This is a genomic window from Bradyrhizobium algeriense (genome assembly GCF_036924595.1).
In the GTDB taxonomy this organism is placed as follows: Bacteria; Pseudomonadota; Alphaproteobacteria; order Rhizobiales; family Xanthobacteraceae; genus Bradyrhizobium; species Bradyrhizobium algeriense.
In genome coordinates this window covers 2,985,359-3,001,081 of sequence record NZ_JAZHRV010000001.1, presented here as the reverse complement: position 1 = coordinate 3,001,081, position 15,723 = coordinate 2,985,359, and the positions used below count along the sequence as shown (strand labels likewise).

The window sequence follows — 15,723 nt, the reverse complement described above, 5'->3', positions numbered from 1 at the left end:
CCTGAAAAACAACAAACCTTCTCAAGGAGTTCTCCAAAATGCGCTATCTCCACACCATGCTGCGCGTCCGCAACCTCGATACCGCGATGAAGTTTTACCAGGACGCGCTGGGGCTGAAGGAAGTACGCCGGGTCGACAACGACAAGGGTCGGTTCACGCTGGTGTTCCTGTGCGCGCCCGAGGACGAAGGCCTGTTGAAGGCCGCACCGCAGAACCGCGGCGCGCCGCTGGTCGAACTCACTTACAACTGGGATGAAGAGAAATACGGCGAGGACCGCCATTTCGGCCATCTCGCCTATGAGGTCGACGACATCTACGCGACCTGCGACCGCCTGATGAAGGCCGGCATCACCATCAACCGGCCGCCGCGCGACGGCAACATGGCCTTCGTGCGCTCGCCGGACCTGCATTCGATCGAGCTGTTGCAGAAGGGCGAACCGAAGCCGCCGGCGGAGCCGTGGTCCTCGATGCCGAACACCGGCCACTGGTAGGCCTTGTACAACTTCTTCGTGCACGTCCGCCATCCGAGCTACAGGCTCGTGACACGCGCGGACGCGCCGTTTCCTGACCACACGAGTGCTGGCGAATGGCGACTGACGCGCAGCCGCCATGCTGACGACGTCAACGCCGAGGTGCGCGAGGCGATCGACCGCGACGGCTATTCGCTGTTTCGAATCGGATTGTCGCTCTCGGAAATTCCGAAATCATAAAATGTTCCTTCGCGCAGGCTTCTTTTCTGCGCAGGAACTGCGCCACGACATCGCGCGTTTTCTCCTCGATGCATTTTGAGGAGGAAATGATGGGACGAGGAATTCTGTTGTGGTTGCTTGGCGTGCCTATTCCGGTGATCATTCTGCTGTGGCTGTTCTTCGGCCACTGACCAGCTGACACCAGACCACACGCTGCACGGAAATTAGGGCTCTGTCGCACTGCGGCGGAGCCTGATTTTTTATAAGCCCGATTTTGCAACCGTGTCCTGCCCAAACCGCGCGCTTTTTCGTCGATCTTCGGCTATGAACGCATCAACGAGAGATCAACGGGAGCGACGACGCATGGCCGACAACAAGAAACAACAACTCACCATCTGGGGCCGGGCCAATTCGGTCAATGTTCAAAAAGTGCTGTGGTGCCTCGCCGAACTCGACCTCGCCTACGAACGCATCGACGCCGGCATGCAGTTCGGCAAGAACAATGAGGCGCCGTATCTGGCGATGAATCCCAATGGCCGCGTGCCGACGCTGGTGGACGGCGACTATGTGCTGTGGGAATCCAATTCCGTGATGCGCTATCTCTGCATGGCCTATGGCGAGAATTCGCCGATCTACCCCTCGCAGCCGAAAGCGCGCGCCGGCGTCGACCGCTGGCTCGACTGGACGCTGTCGACGCTGCAGCCGGTCGACCGGCCGGTGTTCTGGGCGCTGGTGCGGACGCCGGTCGAAAAGCGCGACATGGTGGCGATCCAGAAGGATGTCGACGCCGAGGCCGTGGTCTGGCGGATCGTCGAGGCGCAACTGGCGACACGGCGCTTCATCGAAGGCGACCAGTTCACGATCGCCGACATCGCGCTCGGCGCCTATGCGCGGCGCTGGCTGGGAGTCGAGGGCGTCATCAAGCCGAAACTGCCGAATCTCGATCGCTGGTTTGCGCAGTTCGCGGCCCGCCCCGGCTTCGTCCAGTTCATCGCGCCGCCGATGACGTAAGCGCCTTGAATCTCGTCGTGCCCGGGCAAAAGCGAAGCGCGTCTTCGCGCAGATGTCCCGGGCATGACGGAAGTCGCGGCGCTTGTCAGCGCGAGCCGCTGGAAACACCGGCGCCGACGCTCACCGCGCCGCCGATTTTCATGCAGGTGTTGGTGCCTTCGATCTTGACGAAGCCCGCGCCGTACTCCGCGCAGGCGTTGGCCGAATTTGAGCGCTTCAGCGGAAGCTGCTTGCCCGGTGTCGCGGCCTTGTCGGACTTCTGGATACGGGGCTGGTCGGCGAGCGCGGCAACCGCAGGCAACACCACAGCAATCATTACAAGGAGGGATTTTCGCATCCCGCCTTTTATCGCCGCTTGCGGGTCGATGCCAGACTAGCGGACGAACTTGACGCCGACCGATTTGCCGCGGCGCCAGACCACTTCGCAGGGGCGTCCAGTCCTGGCGTCGCGCGAAAACGCCAGCCGCAACTTCGTCGGCAGCGAGTTGGGGTCGTCGATCGTAACCTTCGCCCCCGTCGTGGACAGATCCTTCACCACGCATTGGCGCGCGGCAAAACCGCCCTCGAGGGTAATCCACCCGGGCTGACTCAATGATTTGCGCGACTCGCGCTTCCTGCTCGATAGCAAAGCCATGTCGGAAGTTCCCCCGACGAAAGCCTTACGCCCTGCGGCTTTAAATTCCGTTGCACGGTGGTGGCGCGTCTCCGCCAAGGTGTTCATCGGGGCGCAATCGGCCACAAAAAACCGGTTTCTGAGCGGCTTGCCCACCCGGCCAAACGCCACTATACGTTCGCCCGTCGCCGCCTCCATGGAACATGGACGGCAGGCGGCCAAACGGCCCATCAAGAGTATAACACCTTGATTTTCCGGTTGTTTTGCTCCCTTCGTCTATCGGTTAGGACGCCACCCTTTCACGGTGGAGAGAGCGGTTCGATTCCGCTAGGGAGCGCCATCACGTTCCAAACACTTTCAAAGCCCAAGGCGACCATTTTCAAGGCTTAAGGGAACCATTTTCCCAGCCCAGGTTCCATCCACTGCATAAGTCCAGAAAACGGACATCAGTGCGTAAGAGTGAGGGACAGGAAAATGGATATGGCCGCTATTGCAATCACAACATGCGTCGCGCTTTACCTCGCACTCCGCTTCACGTTGCGAGCCTACTTTCCGCCAGATACCTGACCGCTCCCCCTCACGAGGTTCGGGGATCATGTGCGGGGACTGAAAATTGCCAGGCCCGTTCCCCAAGCTCGTTGACCCGCCAGCGGCCTCTCAAAACAAGCTCTCGACAAGACAGGATAGCCTGACGTTTCCGCTGTTGCCGGCGGCTCGATTACGCCGGCGGCAGCACCGGCAGGCCCCCGCTGAAGCAACCCTCGACCGCACGCACAACGGGAAGATTGTGCATTTCATTATAGAGCGTCTTCGAATTTAATAATGCGCCCCGATCAGGCCATTAAATGAACGGCAAAGGGATTGCAGCAGGCGCAAATACACCCAGAACGAGCGACCAAAGTCAGAAACAGGAAAGCTATAAAACAACCTATAATCGCTTAAATAAATTTTTGTTGCGGTACGATGGTAGAGTTAAATTCCTTTATTAAATTTTAATGGATGCTATAACTCGGGAAAAGTTGGCAAAGCAAGCCGCAGAGAATTATTGAATTCCAGTTTATTGGCAGGAGTAGGTGATGAAAAATCTTCATAAGGCGATGGTCGCAATTTCAATCTCGGCGGCGGCCATGGTCAGCGTTTCGGCTCGCGCCGACATTGTTTCGAGCACCTCGTCGAGCTGGCAAACCAGCAGCACATCGTGGAACGTCGACACCAACAACGACAATGTGAGCAGCTTCAAGGCCCATGTGGGTAGCGAACTCATCAATATTTCTACAGTCGGCATCGTGGACACGGGAAGCGGGAACGCAACGGCCACGCCGGGGACTAAAGACACTCTCTTCACATCGATAACGTTCGACCCCACCAACAACGTGTTCACGTCGTTTTCCTTCCAGGGGCAGCTCGCCATCCTTGGCGATATCTTTGTCGAGGTGAATGACAACTTCGGCATTACCTTCACCTTCACCAACGTCCCCAAGAGCTCAGTCTTCGGACCGTTTGGGGCGGCCGCCGTTGCGGGCAGCGGCCAGTACATCGACAAGGTCAAGGTCTATACTGTGCTCCCCGAAAACTTTAACTCCATCAAGCTGGTCGATTTCGGCAACTACACGGTAGCCGGCGCGGTGCCGGAGCCGTCGACCTGGGCAATGATGTTGCTCGGCTTCTTCGGCGTTGGCTTCCTGGCCTATCGGCGGAAGAATCAAGGTCACGTTCGCCTGGCCTAGCTCTGCACGTCGCATTGTTGGCTGTGGGCAGGCCCCCGATAGGAGGCCTCTCCACGGTCAGCGAACTCTGATGCGTTGCACTACCATCCGATACACGTGCCGTCCGGCCCCGGCGGCATCGTCCTGGGAGGATCGTATGCATCGAGATCCCCGCGCGAAAGAACTGGCCAATCTGAAAGAGGCGCTCGCGAACTTCGAGCATCAGCTCGATGCATTCGAAGCCCGGGTCGGATACCCATCGAAGGCATCTCAAGTTCATTGTCTGGCCTCGACCGATTCTGATTTGGCGTCGATCGATCCTCAAATTGCGTTTGCCAACGAGGTCGTCGCCGCCATGAAGAACCGGCTGGCCGAGGGGCGCGCCATGGCCGGCATGCGGCAAAGCGAACTCTCCTAGCGCCGACGCGACTTTCCATCACGCAGGGGCCTTTTGGTTCGCTCGCAGCCACGGCTGGCGGCCGGCCGAAAACGGCGGCCGTAGCGCTCGCATCGCGACTTTCCACTCGCACGACGCGAACTATCTCTTTCCTGATGCGATAGCGTGAGTGAATATCCTCCCGCAAGCCACGGGCGCATTCACACGTTTTGCGGAAAGTATGCGCGACTACACGTTAAAGGAGAAGACGAGATAACCGCTGGCGCGGTTGCAGCGCTCGTTATCGTGGCGTGGCTTGCAATCATCGCATTGGCGCTGCTGTCCGGAGGATAAATTAAGGGCGGTTGGCGACGTTCACGGAACTTTGTTCTACTCTCGCGAAAACGTGAGGAACTTTGTTCTCCCCCGGAGAACTACGGACTAGCAGGTGACTTCATCCATGATTGACCATCTCTCGCGTGTCGACGGCACGCGTGTTCTCGCCGACCTTCACGCGCTGCGTGCAATCGGCGCGTATAAAACCGGTGTCCACAAGCCGACGTTCTCGGAACCGCACATACGTTCTTTGCACTGGCTGGTGCAGCGCCTTCCCGAGGCCAGCCTCGCCGGTGAGATCGACGGCATCGGCAACGTCCTCGGCGCCAGCACCAAGCCCGGGCCGAAGCTGCTGGCGGGGTCGCATCTTGAAAGCCAGAACCATGCGGGCTGGCTCGATGGACCGCTCGGCGTGATCTATGCGCTCGAAGCCGCCCGCGTCATCAATCGCGATCCGAATATAAGCGGCGCGGTCGAAGTTGCATCATGGTGCGACGAGGAAGGGCATTTCGGGCACTTCCTCGGCAGCCGGTCCTATGTCGGCGGCGTCACCGAAGCCGATATCGACGCGGCGCACGACCGCAGCGGCAGGCGCATGCGTGACGCGCTGCGCGACGCCGGCCTCACCGGCCGCGCCCGCGCGCAGTACGAACGCGGGCGGCATATCGGATATCTCGAAGCCCATATCGAACAGGGCGAGACGCTCGAAAGCAGCGGCCTCAAGATTGGGGTAGTCACCTCCATCGTCGGGATCTGGCAATACCGCATCACGTTCACGGGCGAACAAAACCACGCCGGCACTACGCGGATGGCCATCCGCAGGGATGCTGGGCTGGCACTCGCCAGATTTTGCGTCGATATCGACGAGCGCTTTCCCGCAGCCTGCGGCTCCCGCACAGTGTGGACCACCGGCCGTATCAGCCTCGATCCCGGCGCGCCCAGCATCATCCCCGGCGCGGCAGAAATGCTGTTCCAGATTCGCGACGACGATCCGGCGGTGATTGCGCGGCTGGAGGACCTCCTCCGCAGCATGGCCGCGGAGGTCGACAAGCAGGGCCGCTGCAGCGTCGCCGTGGAGCGCATTCGCACCGGCGCGCCCGCGCTGATGGATGTCGCCTTCCAGCAGGCCGTCGAACAAGCCGGCGCAGCCTGTGCCGGCGGCAGGTCACTGCGCATGCCGAGCGGCGCCGGCCACGACGCCCAGATTCTCGCGACCGTCATGCCGGCGGGCATGCTGTTCGTGCCTTCGATCGGCGGCATCTCGCACCACTGGACCGAGAACACCGCTGACGCCGACATCGTCACGGGGGCCGAGGTCTTTGTCGATACCTGCCGGCGGCTGTTGGCGCGGTGAGACGGCGCGTAAGGGACGACATGGCTGCTGGCACCAAGCCGACCTATTCGATCACGGATATTCCACCGGGCGTATGGGTCCTCGGTTTCGTCTCGATGCTGATGGACGTCTCGTCGGAGATGATCCACGCCCTGCTGCCGATCTACTTGGTTTCGGTGCTTGGCGCATCGATGGTAACGGTCGGAATCATCGAGGGCATCGCCGAGGCGACCGCCTCCATTACAAAAATATTCTCCGGCGTGCTCTCGGACTGGCTCGGCAAGCGCAAATGGCTCGCGGCCTTCGGCTACGGTCTTGCGGCTTTCACCAAGCCGGTGTTTCCGCTGGCGCCAACCGTTACCTGGCTGGTGGCGGCGCGTTTCGTCGACCGGATCGGCAAGGGCATTCGCGGCGCGCCCCGTGACGCGCTGGTGGCAGACCTCTCGCCGGCCGATCTGCGCGGCGCGAGTTTTGGACTGCGCCAATCGCTCGACACGGTCGGCGCCTTCGCAGGCCCCCTGCTCGCCATCGCCCTGATGTGGTGGACGGCAGATAACTTCAAGGCGGTGTTCTGGTTTGCCGTGATTCCCGCCTTCCTGGCGCTGGCGCTGATCGTTTTTGCCGTGCGGGAGCCGGACCGACCGGAACAGCTGCGCGCCGTGCGCAATCCGATCAGCCTGACTGAGATCAAAAACCTCGGGCCGGCCTATTGGTGGGTGGTGGCGGTGGCGAGCGTGTTCACGCTGGCGCGCTTCAGCGAAGCATTCCTGGTTCTGCGCGCCCAGAATGTCGGGCTGCCGATCATGCTCGTGCCTGCCGTGCTGGTGCTGATGAATGTCGTCTATGCCGTCGCGGCCTATCCCGCCGGCGTCATCTCGGATCGCATCAGCCGCACGGCCGTGCTGGCGGGCGGCATTCTGTTGCTGGTCGCTGCGGATCTCGCGTTGGCGCTGCTGCCGTCGATCGGCGGCGTTGCGCTGGGCGTCGTTCTCTGGGGCCTGCATATGGGGCTGACGCAAGGGTTACTGGCCGCCCTCGTGGCGGACACCGCGCCGGCCGAGCTGCGCGGCACGGCCTATGGATTCTTCAACCTGCTCGGCGGCCTAGCGATGCTCGCAGCCAGCATCATTGCAGGCAGCCTCTGGGACATTGCGGGACCGCAGGGAACGTTCCTGGCCGGCGCCGGCTTCGCGCTGGTCGCGCTGGCGGGGCTGCTGATGGTCCATGGCAAGATCGGCCAACGGACAGCGGCCTGAGCGGCGCCGGCTTCGGCCGGGTTCCTTGGTGACAAGGAGTCGCGTTTGACTTTCTTGCAAACGGCGAGATTTGCAGCCATTTACGCTCGCGCGAGGTAAATTTCCCCAGATGTTGTTGCTGCAGGCCCTCCCCACATCGATCGGCGTTGCCGCCATCGCACCGGCATTGCTGTTGCTTTGGCTGGTCATCGCTGCCGACGAGCGCCCAGGCCCGCCTGTGCGGGTGTGGCTCGCCTTCATACTCGGGGCCGCCAGCATTTCTCTATTGGGAATTGCGCGCGCTCCCTTTGCCGCAATCCTCGCGGTGCCGGGAAACCCCTGGATGACGCAGGGCCTGCGCTCGGTCTTCGGCGTCGCCGCGCCCGAAGAGATCGTGAAGGTCCTCGTGATCATTCTGGTGTCATTATCGGTGCGCCGCCGTGCGTTTGCGGACCCGATGGACACCGTGGTCTATGGCGCGGCCGCGGGGCTCGGTTTCGCGGCTTACGAAAACCTCGCTTATCTCGTGCAGCATTCCGATATGTGGCGATCGCTGGCCGCCTTGCGCAGCGTGTTGACGGTGCCGTTTCACGGTGCGCTCGGCATTATCGCGGGCGCCTATATCGCGATCGCGCGCGCGGGAACGGCGCTGGGTGCGCACCGCCATCATCGCGACTGGGCGCGGATTTCAAGCTGGTGTCTGGCGCTGTTCGCGCCGGTCGCGTTGCATGCCGCATTCGATTTTCCGCTGCTGACATTGCAGAAACTTCCCGATCTCGGCCCCAACACGCGAATGCTGCTGGGGACGGCGAGCCTCCTGATCGGCTTCAGTTCGATCGGATTTGCAATTCGGCTGGTGCGGCGCGTCGGCCGCCACCATGCGCCGCGCACGGAGATCGGGCGTGAGCGGCTGAGCCAGTTGCGGCGGATGTGGGCGCTGCTGCTCGTGGGCAGCGGAGCTGGATTCGCTGGGGCGGCTTTCGTGCTGACCTCGCTCCATCACTGGTTCGTCAATCCCGACCGCAACGCGTCGCTGCTTCTCGTTCCGCTCGGCCTGACCTCCATTCTGATCGGCTTGGCGTTGTTGCTGGCGACCTCTGCGGTCTATGTGTTCGGCCGCAACCGCATCAGGAGGTCCTCGGAGGGATTTTCGTCCGCGCCCGAGCCGGGCTGAACGTCATCCTTCCGTCGTTGATCTCGCGCAAAAAGGCCGGCGAACAAATTTTACCCGCGGGCGCGCACGGGCTATATTGGACACTCCATCGGCGCGGCAGGCATCGGGAGTTTCCAATGGCCTTTCCCCAGGATATCCCGCCGGACATCGGCAAATTGCAGTCCGAAATGAACGCCAGGGTGAAGGCGCATTGGAAAGCCTTCCTGTTCGAAGGCATCGTGCTCGTTTTGCTCGGCCTAGCTGCGATGATCGTGCCGCCGCTGGCGAGCCTCGCCGTCACCATCTTCCTCGGCTGGATGTTCCTGATCAGCGGCGTTGCCGGGCTGTTCGTGACGTATTGGGCGCGGCAGACGCCGGGCTTCTGGTGGTCGCTGTTCTCGGCGGCGCTGGCCGTTCTCGCCGGCGGGCTTCTGCTGGCGCGGCCGGCCCAGGGCATCCTCACGCTCACCATCGTGGTCGGTGCGTATTTTCTGGCCGAAGGCGTCGTCACCATCATGTACGCGCTGGAGCACCACCGCGAATTGTCGGAGCGCTGGTCCTGGCTGCTGTTGTCAGGGGTGATGGACCTGTTGATCGCGTTCATCATCGTCGCGGGCCTGCCGGGTTCGGCGGAATGGGCGATCGGCCTCCTGGTCGGGATCAACCTCGTGCTCGGCGGCGCATCGCTGGTCGGCATGGCGCTCGCCGCGCGCCAATCCTGAAGATCGCCGATTATGGGATGACAAGGCCTGCCGGGTGCGCTATAGAGCCCGCCATGATCATGATCGCCGCCACCAGCTTTTGGTATTTTAGCTACGACAGCTCGCTGGCGGTGGGAGGATCGCGCTCAATCTGACGAATTGAAGCCAAGAAGTCCGAACAGCCGCCAACCCTGGCGGCTTTTTTATTGGCCGGCAGGTTCCCAACCACAGGAGCCATAGCCGTGTTGAGCACCACCGACGATCTTCGAATTAGCGAACTGAAAGAGCTGAGTACGCCGCAAGAGGTGATGCGTGAGATCCCGCGCACCTTGACCGCGACGCGGGTGGTGATGGCGGCGCGCAACGCCATCCACGCCATCCTGAACGGCACCGACGATCGCCTGCTGGTCGTCGTCGGCCCCTGCTCGGTCCACGATCCCGTCGCCGCCGTGGCGTACGCCGAGCGCCTAGCCGCCTTGCGCGAAAAGCTTGCCGACCGCCTCGAGGTCGTGATGCGGGTCTATTTCGAGAAGCCGCGCACCACGGTCGGATGGAAGGGGCTGATCAACGACCCCAACCTCGACGGCAGCTTCGACATCAACAGGGGCCTTCGGCTGGCGCGCAACGTGCTGTCGGCGGTGAACAATCTCGGCCTGCCCGCCGGGACCGAATTCCTCGACATGACGACGCCGCAATACATCGCCGACCTGATGGCATGGGCGGCGATCGGCGCGCGCACCACCGAGAGCCAGATCCATCGCGAGCTGGCTTCCGGGCTGTCATGCCCGGTCGGATTCAAGAACGGCACCGACGGCAATGTGCGCATCGCAGCCGACGCCGTGAAGTCGGCATCGCATCCGCACCATTTCATGGCAGTCACGAAGGGCGGCCGCTCGGCGATTGCGGCAACCACCGGCAACGAGGACTGCCACATCATCCTGCGCGGGGGCCACGCGCCGAACTACGACCGGGAAAGCGTCGATGCCGCCTGCCTCGAACTTGTCCGTGCCGGCGTGGCGCCGCGGCTCATGATCGACACCAGCCACGCCAACAGCAGCAAGAAGCCGGAGAACCAGCCGCTGGTCGTGGCCGACATCGCGCAGCAGATCTCGAAAGGCGAGCAGCGCATCACCGGCGTCATGATCGAGAGCAATCTGGTCGCCGGCCGCCAGGACGTGGTGCCGGGCAAGCAGCTAACCTACGGGCAGAGCATCACCGACGGCTGCATCGACTGGGAGACGACGGTGTCCGCGCTGAACGTGCTGGCCGATGCGGTGGCGACGCGGAGGAACGCGCAATCGGGCAATTTGCGGGAGGAGCGTTCGGCCTAGCCACCCGGGTCGAATGATGGCGAAGCAGGGCACGCGGTCGGCGCGTCCTGCTTCCGCCGTTCCATTGCAGCTATAATTCGATCCGGAGTTCACCAAAACGGCCGCTCGCCCCGCGAATGCGCTCAAAGCCGGCACGACAAAAATCGACCAGCCTGTGGCGTACTTCACATGAGAAAGTAGCATTTCGGAATATTGCCTTGTCGGGCCTGCTGTCTCGAATGAGATTCTCATGAAACGACATCCGAGCGACCTGAGTGCAGATGACCTGCGCACCTACCGCCGGTGGACCGGCGGCTTATACCTATCCTATCTGGCCGCTATCATCGTCGCGGTTGCCCTCACTTTCACGAACAGGCCCGCAACCGAACTCAGGGCGTCGAACGAAATCCAGATGGCACGCTTGAAAGGCTCATCAGCATCTATCAACATTCCGGCAGCAGCCAAGACTGTCGCCAAGCCGTAAGCCGCCACCGGCCGACTACTCAAAATAACATTCATTTTTTGGAAATAATGCGATGATTAAACCGATTATTCGATTGCTCCTGATTTCAGCCGTGTTTGCTCCAGGTTCAGCGCTTGCCGACGCTGAACAGGCTCACGTTCAATTTTGTTGGGCGATGGGAAAGTTCGACCATACGATCTACTTCGCCGAAGTTGAGAATCGCGAGGATCGTCAGGCAAGTTTTGATACGTTGCTTGAGATATCAGGCATAGATCACCACGCCGTGAAATGCAGCGCCTCAGATTCTGCAACGCATCGTTTGGCGCGCACGGAGTTACTTAAAAATTGGCGAGCGTCCGAGTTCGAAATCGTGAACACCACGTTCCTGTCGGATCTTGACTACTAGGGGACTCATTAGCCGCTGGTCATCGATCATCAACGAAAAGACGTTTGCCGACTTCAAGCGCGTTGCTCAGCAAACCGGCATCTGACCAAGGCGCCGGATCATCCGCCACAGGAGTATTGATGTCCCCGCGCATCATCCATATTCCGCGACGCCAAGCGGGTGGCGTTGACGCCTGAGCGTTTTCCCGCCATATACAAAGCATGAATAAGCTTCTCTCAGCCGCATTGACCACCACCGCGACCGCTTACGGCGGATCGCCTTCTGGTCGTGCGCGCTAGAGACAAGCGTACTTCACCCAGAAAAGGCCCCGCCGGCGACGGACGGGGCCTTTTCTGTTTTTGATGGTCCCCCGTCCGCGCTTTTTCCCCTCGCAAGGATTACAGCTATGGACGATCTCGACCACAGAAATCTCGGTGTGCAGCTCAAGCTCTGGCATCTTCAGGAAGATGCGCCGGGCATGGTGTTCTGGCATCCGCGCGGCTACGCGGTCTATCGGGTGCTGGAGGACTATCTCCGGCGCAAGATGCGCCGCGCCGGCTATGCCGAGGTCCGGACGCCGCAGCTGCTGCCAAAGGAGTTTTGGGGCCGCAGCGGCCACTGGGACAAGTTCGGCGAGCACATGTTCCGGGTCGACGACGGCGAGCACGCGATGGCGCTGAAACCGATGTCGTGCCCGTGCCACGTGCAGATCTTCAACAAGGGCCTGCGCTCGTGGCGAGAGCTTCCGATCCGCTATGCCGAGTTCGGCGCCTGCCACCGCAATGAGCCTTCCGGTTCGCTCCACGGCATCATGCGGACGCGCGCCTTCGAGCAGGACGACGCGCATGTGTTCTGTCGCGAGCAGGACGTGGAGGGCGAAGTCGCGTGCTTCATCGCCCTGCTGGGCGAGGTCTATCGCGACCTCGGTTTTCCCGACTACGAGGTGGCGCTGGCCACGCGGCCGGCAGCGCGCGCCGGCGACGACGCGACCTGGGACTGGTCGGAGGCGAAGCTCGGCGATGCCGCGCGGCGATGCAGCCTCGCGCCTCAAATCAATCCCGGCGAAGGTGCGTTCTACGGACCGAAGCTGGAATTCGCGCTGCGCGACCGGCTGGGACGATCCTGGCAGTGCGGCACAGTGCAGCTCGACTGTGTGCTGCCGCAGCGGCTCGAGGCGTCCTACGTCGCACCCGACGGCAGCCGCGCCAGGCCCCTGATGATCCACCACGCCATCTTCGGATCGCTCGGCCGCATGATCGCGATCCTGCTCGAGCACCATGGCGGCGTGCTTCCGTTCTGGCTGTCGCCGGAGCAGGTCGCGGTCGCGCCGATCTCGAAAGACCAGGCTGGATACGGCGCGGACGTGCTGGCGGCGTTTTGGGATGCCGGGATCCGGGCCGTTGCCTATGACGGCGCCGATACACTTTCGCGGCGCATCGTGGCGGCGCATGAAATGGCGGTGCCGGTGATGGCCATCGTCGGCGGGCGCGAGATGAGGGACGGCCAGGTGAGCCTGCGCGAGCGCGACGGCTCACAGGCCGACGTTCCGCTGGCCGAGGCGGTGTCCCGCCTGCAGGCGAGGGCCCGGCCGGGCGCCCTTGTGGCTGAAGCCTTGTAGCTGGCGGACGCAGGATCCTAGGCGAGCAGGCCCTGGCAAGAGGGGGTATGTCGCATGCTGGCGACACCTATCGTGGCCGAATCCAGCTGATAATGTCCGCTCACGGGGCTGAAGCGGGCTTCAAGCAATCGCTTGTGGCCCATCGGCGCACTGCCTTTGTGTACCGATCTGCATAACTTTAGGACGCTGCGAGCATATGCAAATTTATTTACGCGGGGCCAACGCGCGGTCCCCGCAGTTCCCTACGCTCTCGGGAGGACCCTGATGACCGATCGCGGAGGGACGCCATCCTTCGACGGTCAGCGTTTTCATGTATCGTCCGATTTGACCGGCGGAGATACGAACATGCGATACGTTTTCGTCATCGCGATGTTGCTTGGGTCGACGCTTCTTGCTCAGGCGGAGCCTATCGATCGTAACAAGTGGATCGCCCAGACTGAAAGAGCGAACAAATCATGCCTCGCTAAATTTCGGCAGAAATTCAGGGAAGACAAGGGCCACAATTACTCAGGCTGTGTGACAGATCAAACCAACAAAGCGATCGATGACTGCGTTGGCAGGAGTGAGTTTTCTAACTGTGTTTTAGAAAAATCATTGAAGGTATTGGAAGTCTGCGACCTATCGAACTGTTGAAAGTACACGTCTCAAGTTGCCTTACCTAATACCTTGAAGGAGCCTCTCGCAACCAACGGATTTGGGGCGCTGAGAATGTCCGTTGATCGGGGCGAACCGGAAGTGGCTGGCCCACGGTCAAAGTGACGCGAATGACCCAAGCAGACATGGCGCGGCGTCAGCCCAGGGGGCCCTCCGCAAATTAGGGGTTTGCAAATGCAGACTTCGCTTGCTCAAAGAGCTGCTTGACCAAAACGACCCCGCTTCCGCAGCGGTTACGGGGTGACGCCTGCGTCTTGGCGTCAACGCGGAACGCTTAATGCGCATCCGCTTTGCATCAGCGCGGAAGTAGTGGACCGAGAGGTCCTAGGTCGATATTCAGGTCCTCGGCGGCGAGCCCGAAGTGCTCCCGCAGGCGCGACATGCGGTCGTCTAGAAGCAACAGCGTCATGCCGACGCGCTCCTCCTCCGCTTCGGTCAAACCGCCCTCGTCGAGACGCAGAAGCGCCTGCCGCTCCATGAGCTGACGCAGCAACTCCACGACGGTGAGCACCAGGCGGGCCAGATCTCGTTCGACCGTGTCAGGCGCCATCGAAATGCGCTGGCGCAGCCCCGGCTCATAATCAGCGACGCTGGCGCTCATGCGTCTCGCTCCGCTACGCCAGGTCGCGTGGTCCGGCCGAGCGACGTGATCAGGGCGCGAAGAGAGATCTGCACCATGTCGATGTCGGCGATCGCCAGCGTGATGTCTCCGGTCAGCACGATGCCGCCCGCCAGGAGCCGGTCGAGCAGGTCGACGAGCGCGATCTCTCGGGCCGGGAGCGCGGCGGGGCTCACGTGCGCTCCCCGTGTTCGCTGCCGGTGAACGAATAGGGCGGCCAGGGACCCGTGACCTCGATCGTCACGTGCGGGTTTTCGGCACCCAGTCGCCGTGCACGGGCGGCGAGCTCTTCGGCGTGCCCGGCATCGACCAAGTAGGCTGCGTTGAATACATTTTCGCCTGGAGCAGCGAACAGCTCGGCGCTCTGCGTTCGGTGTTGGCGGCGATCGATGGCAAGCCCGGCGAGAACGGCGTCCATCTGCTCGGCCGCAGCGGTTGCGCGCCTCCACGCGTGCTGGCGCCGATCGCGCTGCTCGCGGCGGTAGCGCAGGTAGTCCCTGCCCACGCGCGCCGATCCGGACCCGCGGGGTCTCTCAGCCACGGACATCGCACCGGCAGATGCGTCCGCGTGCTGCACGTAGATCTTCACCCCCACCTCCACGCTGCCCGCAAGGCGATCCAGCGTCTCGCGGAAGCGCCGATACTCCCGGCGCAGCAACTGCGCAACGCGGTCGTCGCTGCGGTGAACGGTCGCGAGGCGGAACGGCAGCGTTGGTGTGCACGCGGCAACCGCCGCCACGACCCTGTGGTGTGTACGTGCGATCGCCTCCAGCTCCGCCAGCGTCTCCAGCCTGGCTCGCAGCGCGGTCTCGTCGGCGTCGGCAGGCGCAAGCGGACTGACCACGGCGACCAGGTCTTGGTGGCGGACCAGGTGAATCGCGGCGCCGTCGACGCCGACGAGGCCGGCCGCCCGGGTTGGATCGAACGGGCGCGCGACCGCGTATGTATAGCTCGCCGCACTCATCGCCGTACCTTCAGAGTGCCGGTTTCCAGCGCCTTGACCTGCTTGCGCAATCGCGCGTTCTCGGCCGCGAGCTGCCGCGGCCGCGGGTGGGAAAGCGCCGGATCGTGCTCCCACCAGTCGATCCCCATCGCCTTGGCCTTGTCCACCGACGCGACCAACAGCCGGAGCTTGATGGTCAGAAGCTCGATGTCGAGCAGGTTGATCTTGATGTCGCCGGCGATGATCAACCCCTTGTCCAGAACCCGCTCCAGAATGTCAGCCAAATTCGGCGACGCACCCTGGCGTTCGTGCCACAGACCTTGTTCCATCATGCGATCAGCCCTCGCTTTCGTCCCTCGTCCAGCCGGTCGAGGAGCTCGTCCTCGCGTCGATCGAATTCCTCGGCATCGATTAACCCTTGATCGAGTTGCCGCGAAAGCTCGGCCAGTTCGCGCCGGACGGCTGCCGGGCCGCAATGCTGTTCGGCGGCGGCGTCGACCACCCGGTCGATGGTCCACAGTGCGAAGCGGGCTGGCGCGAGCGGCAGCAACAAGAGATGCGACAGGAGTCCCACCACC

Annotated in this window: 21 protein-coding genes and 1 tRNA gene; 15 read left to right on the top strand and 7 right to left on the bottom strand. The window is 62.3% G+C overall.

Annotation, left to right across the window (positions count from 1 at the left end):
* The first annotated feature begins 38 nt into the window (after nucleotides 1-38).
* The 3 genes from V1286_RS14825 (at nucleotide 39) to V1286_RS14815 (ending at nucleotide 1,700) form a co-directional block, all read left to right on the top strand.
* Nucleotides 39-491 (top strand): VOC family protein, encoded by a 453-nt coding sequence (locus V1286_RS14825; RefSeq protein ID WP_108519499.1) that lies wholly within the window; start codon nucleotides 39-41, stop codon nucleotides 489-491.
* A gap of 48 nt (nucleotides 492-539) precedes the next feature.
* Nucleotides 540-710, top strand: a complete 171-nt coding sequence (locus V1286_RS14820) for a hypothetical protein (protein ID WP_190241977.1) — start codon at nucleotides 540-542, stop codon at nucleotides 708-710.
* Between the two features lie 342 nt (nucleotides 711-1,052).
* Nucleotides 1,053-1,700, top strand: coding sequence for a glutathione S-transferase family protein (locus V1286_RS14815; RefSeq protein WP_334480588.1), 648 nt, complete (start codon nucleotides 1,053-1,055; stop codon nucleotides 1,698-1,700).
* A gap of 85 nt (nucleotides 1,701-1,785) precedes the next feature.
* Here V1286_RS14815 and V1286_RS14810 read toward each other — a convergent pair whose 3' ends face one another.
* Both V1286_RS14810 and V1286_RS14805 read right to left on the bottom strand, forming a co-directional pair.
* A complete protein-coding gene (locus tag V1286_RS14810; protein WP_334480587.1) occupies nucleotides 1,786-2,037 on the bottom strand; it encodes a porin in 252 nt (83 codons plus the stop codon).
* Nucleotides 2,038-2,073: 36 nt separating this feature from the next.
* Complete coding sequence (locus V1286_RS14805) at nucleotides 2,074-2,334, bottom strand: PilZ domain-containing protein (RefSeq protein WP_417021256.1); 261 nt, start codon at nucleotides 2,332-2,334, stop codon at nucleotides 2,074-2,076.
* A gap of 244 nt (nucleotides 2,335-2,578) precedes the next feature.
* On the opposite strand from V1286_RS14805, the gene V1286_RS14800 reads away from it, so the two are divergent.
* From V1286_RS14800 to V1286_RS14745, 12 genes are all read left to right on the top strand, one after another.
* Nucleotides 2,579-2,653, top strand: a tRNA-Glu gene (locus V1286_RS14800).
* Between the two features lie 736 nt (nucleotides 2,654-3,389).
* A complete protein-coding gene (locus V1286_RS14795) occupies nucleotides 3,390-4,040 on the top strand; it encodes a PEPxxWA-CTERM sorting domain-containing protein (RefSeq protein ID WP_334480585.1) in 651 nt (216 codons plus the stop codon).
* A gap of 70 nt (nucleotides 4,041-4,110) precedes the next feature.
* Nucleotides 4,111-4,437: a hypothetical protein gene (locus tag V1286_RS14790; RefSeq protein WP_334480583.1), complete on the top strand. Its 327-nt coding sequence runs from the start codon at nucleotides 4,111-4,113 to the stop codon at nucleotides 4,435-4,437.
* Nucleotides 4,438-4,855: 418 nt separating this feature from the next.
* Entirely contained in the window at nucleotides 4,856-6,085 is a 1,230-nt protein-coding gene (locus V1286_RS14785; protein ID WP_334480582.1) for a Zn-dependent hydrolase, read from the top strand.
* Nucleotides 6,086-6,105: 20 nt separating this feature from the next.
* A complete protein-coding gene (locus V1286_RS14780) occupies nucleotides 6,106-7,320 on the top strand; it encodes an MFS transporter (protein ID WP_334480580.1) in 1,215 nt (404 codons plus the stop codon).
* A 109-nt stretch (nucleotides 7,321-7,429) separates the two neighbouring features.
* Nucleotides 7,430-8,473, top strand: a complete 1,044-nt coding sequence (locus V1286_RS14775) for a PrsW family glutamic-type intramembrane protease (RefSeq protein ID WP_334480579.1) — start codon at nucleotides 7,430-7,432, stop codon at nucleotides 8,471-8,473.
* A gap of 116 nt (nucleotides 8,474-8,589) precedes the next feature.
* Complete coding sequence (locus V1286_RS14770) at nucleotides 8,590-9,174, top strand: HdeD family acid-resistance protein (RefSeq protein WP_334480577.1); 585 nt, start codon at nucleotides 8,590-8,592, stop codon at nucleotides 9,172-9,174.
* Between the two features lie 221 nt (nucleotides 9,175-9,395).
* Nucleotides 9,396-10,484 (top strand): 3-deoxy-7-phosphoheptulonate synthase, encoded by a 1,089-nt coding sequence (locus V1286_RS14765; protein ID WP_334480576.1) that lies wholly within the window; start codon nucleotides 9,396-9,398, stop codon nucleotides 10,482-10,484.
* A gap of 229 nt (nucleotides 10,485-10,713) precedes the next feature.
* Nucleotides 10,714-10,947, top strand: coding sequence for a hypothetical protein (locus V1286_RS14760; RefSeq protein ID WP_334480574.1), 234 nt, complete (start codon nucleotides 10,714-10,716; stop codon nucleotides 10,945-10,947).
* 52 nt (nucleotides 10,948-10,999) lie between these two features.
* Complete coding sequence (locus tag V1286_RS14755) at nucleotides 11,000-11,332, top strand: hypothetical protein (protein WP_334480572.1); 333 nt, start codon at nucleotides 11,000-11,002, stop codon at nucleotides 11,330-11,332.
* 385 nt (nucleotides 11,333-11,717) lie between these two features.
* Nucleotides 11,718-12,929 (top strand): threonine--tRNA ligase, encoded by a 1,212-nt coding sequence (gene thrS, locus V1286_RS14750; RefSeq protein ID WP_334480570.1) that lies wholly within the window; start codon nucleotides 11,718-11,720, stop codon nucleotides 12,927-12,929.
* A 264-nt stretch (nucleotides 12,930-13,193) separates the two neighbouring features.
* Entirely contained in the window at nucleotides 13,194-13,562 is a 369-nt protein-coding gene (locus V1286_RS14745; RefSeq protein ID WP_334480568.1) for a hypothetical protein, read from the top strand.
* A 316-nt stretch (nucleotides 13,563-13,878) separates the two neighbouring features.
* Here V1286_RS14745 and V1286_RS14740 read toward each other — a convergent pair whose 3' ends face one another.
* Genes V1286_RS14740 through V1286_RS14720 form a run of 5 tightly spaced genes read right to left on the bottom strand, consistent with a single transcriptional unit; the run spans nucleotide 13,879 to nucleotide 15,722 of the window.
* On the bottom strand, nucleotides 13,879-14,184 hold the full coding sequence (locus tag V1286_RS14740) for a gas vesicle protein K (protein WP_334480566.1): 306 nt from the start codon (nucleotides 14,182-14,184) through the stop codon (nucleotides 13,879-13,881).
* Complete coding sequence (locus V1286_RS14735) at nucleotides 14,181-14,378, bottom strand: gas vesicle protein (protein WP_334480564.1); 198 nt, start codon at nucleotides 14,376-14,378, stop codon at nucleotides 14,181-14,183. The genes V1286_RS14740 and V1286_RS14735 overlap by 4 nt, the downstream gene beginning before the upstream one ends.
* Nucleotides 14,375-15,166 (bottom strand): GvpL/GvpF family gas vesicle protein, encoded by a 792-nt coding sequence (locus V1286_RS14730; RefSeq protein ID WP_334480563.1) that lies wholly within the window; start codon nucleotides 15,164-15,166, stop codon nucleotides 14,375-14,377. The genes V1286_RS14735 and V1286_RS14730 overlap by 4 nt, the downstream gene beginning before the upstream one ends.
* A complete protein-coding gene (locus V1286_RS14725) occupies nucleotides 15,163-15,477 on the bottom strand; it encodes a gas vesicle protein (RefSeq protein WP_334480562.1) in 315 nt (104 codons plus the stop codon). Before V1286_RS14725 ends, V1286_RS14730 begins: the two co-directional genes overlap by 4 nt.
* Entirely contained in the window at nucleotides 15,474-15,722 is a 249-nt protein-coding gene (locus V1286_RS14720; RefSeq protein WP_334480561.1) for a gas vesicle protein GvpG, read from the bottom strand. The genes V1286_RS14725 and V1286_RS14720 overlap by 4 nt, the downstream gene beginning before the upstream one ends.
* Nucleotide 15,723 lies beyond the last annotated feature (1 nt).

Excerpts from the sequence above, each read along its gene's own strand:
- V1286_RS14740 (WP_334480566.1), bottom strand. The coding sequence starts at position 14,184 with ATGAGCGCCAGCGTCGCTGATTATGAGCCGGGGCTGCGCCAGCGCATT.
- V1286_RS14825 (WP_108519499.1), top strand. The coding sequence starts at position 39 with ATGCGCTATCTCCACACCATGCTGCGCGTCCGCAACCTCGATACCGCG.
- thrS (WP_334480570.1), top strand. The coding sequence starts at position 11,718 with ATGGACGATCTCGACCACAGAAATCTCGGTGTGCAGCTCAAGCTCTGG.
- V1286_RS14770 (WP_334480577.1), top strand. The coding sequence starts at position 8,590 with ATGGCCTTTCCCCAGGATATCCCGCCGGACATCGGCAAATTGCAGTCC.
- V1286_RS14805 (WP_417021256.1), bottom strand. The coding sequence starts at position 2,334 with ATGGCTTTGCTATCGAGCAGGAAGCGCGAGTCGCGCAAATCATTGAGT.
- V1286_RS14815 (WP_334480588.1), top strand. The coding sequence starts at position 1,053 with ATGGCCGACAACAAGAAACAACAACTCACCATCTGGGGCCGGGCCAAT.
- V1286_RS14760 (WP_334480574.1), top strand. The coding sequence starts at position 10,714 with ATGAAACGACATCCGAGCGACCTGAGTGCAGATGACCTGCGCACCTAC.
- V1286_RS14775 (WP_334480579.1), top strand. The coding sequence starts at position 7,430 with ATGTTGTTGCTGCAGGCCCTCCCCACATCGATCGGCGTTGCCGCCATC.
- V1286_RS14730 (WP_334480563.1), bottom strand. The coding sequence starts at position 15,166 with ATGAGTGCGGCGAGCTATACATACGCGGTCGCGCGCCCGTTCGATCCA.
- V1286_RS14725 (WP_334480562.1), bottom strand. The coding sequence starts at position 15,477 with ATGATGGAACAAGGTCTGTGGCACGAACGCCAGGGTGCGTCGCCGAAT.
- V1286_RS14810 (WP_334480587.1), bottom strand. The coding sequence starts at position 2,037 with ATGCGAAAATCCCTCCTTGTAATGATTGCTGTGGTGTTGCCTGCGGTT.
- V1286_RS14785 (WP_334480582.1), top strand. The coding sequence starts at position 4,856 with ATGATTGACCATCTCTCGCGTGTCGACGGCACGCGTGTTCTCGCCGAC.
- V1286_RS14745 (WP_334480568.1), top strand. The coding sequence starts at position 13,194 with ATGACCGATCGCGGAGGGACGCCATCCTTCGACGGTCAGCGTTTTCAT.
- V1286_RS14790 (WP_334480583.1), top strand. The coding sequence starts at position 4,111 with ATGCGTTGCACTACCATCCGATACACGTGCCGTCCGGCCCCGGCGGCA.
- V1286_RS14780 (WP_334480580.1), top strand. The coding sequence starts at position 6,106 with ATGGCTGCTGGCACCAAGCCGACCTATTCGATCACGGATATTCCACCG.
- V1286_RS14795 (WP_334480585.1), top strand. The coding sequence starts at position 3,390 with ATGAAAAATCTTCATAAGGCGATGGTCGCAATTTCAATCTCGGCGGCG.
- V1286_RS14755 (WP_334480572.1), top strand. The coding sequence starts at position 11,000 with ATGATTAAACCGATTATTCGATTGCTCCTGATTTCAGCCGTGTTTGCT.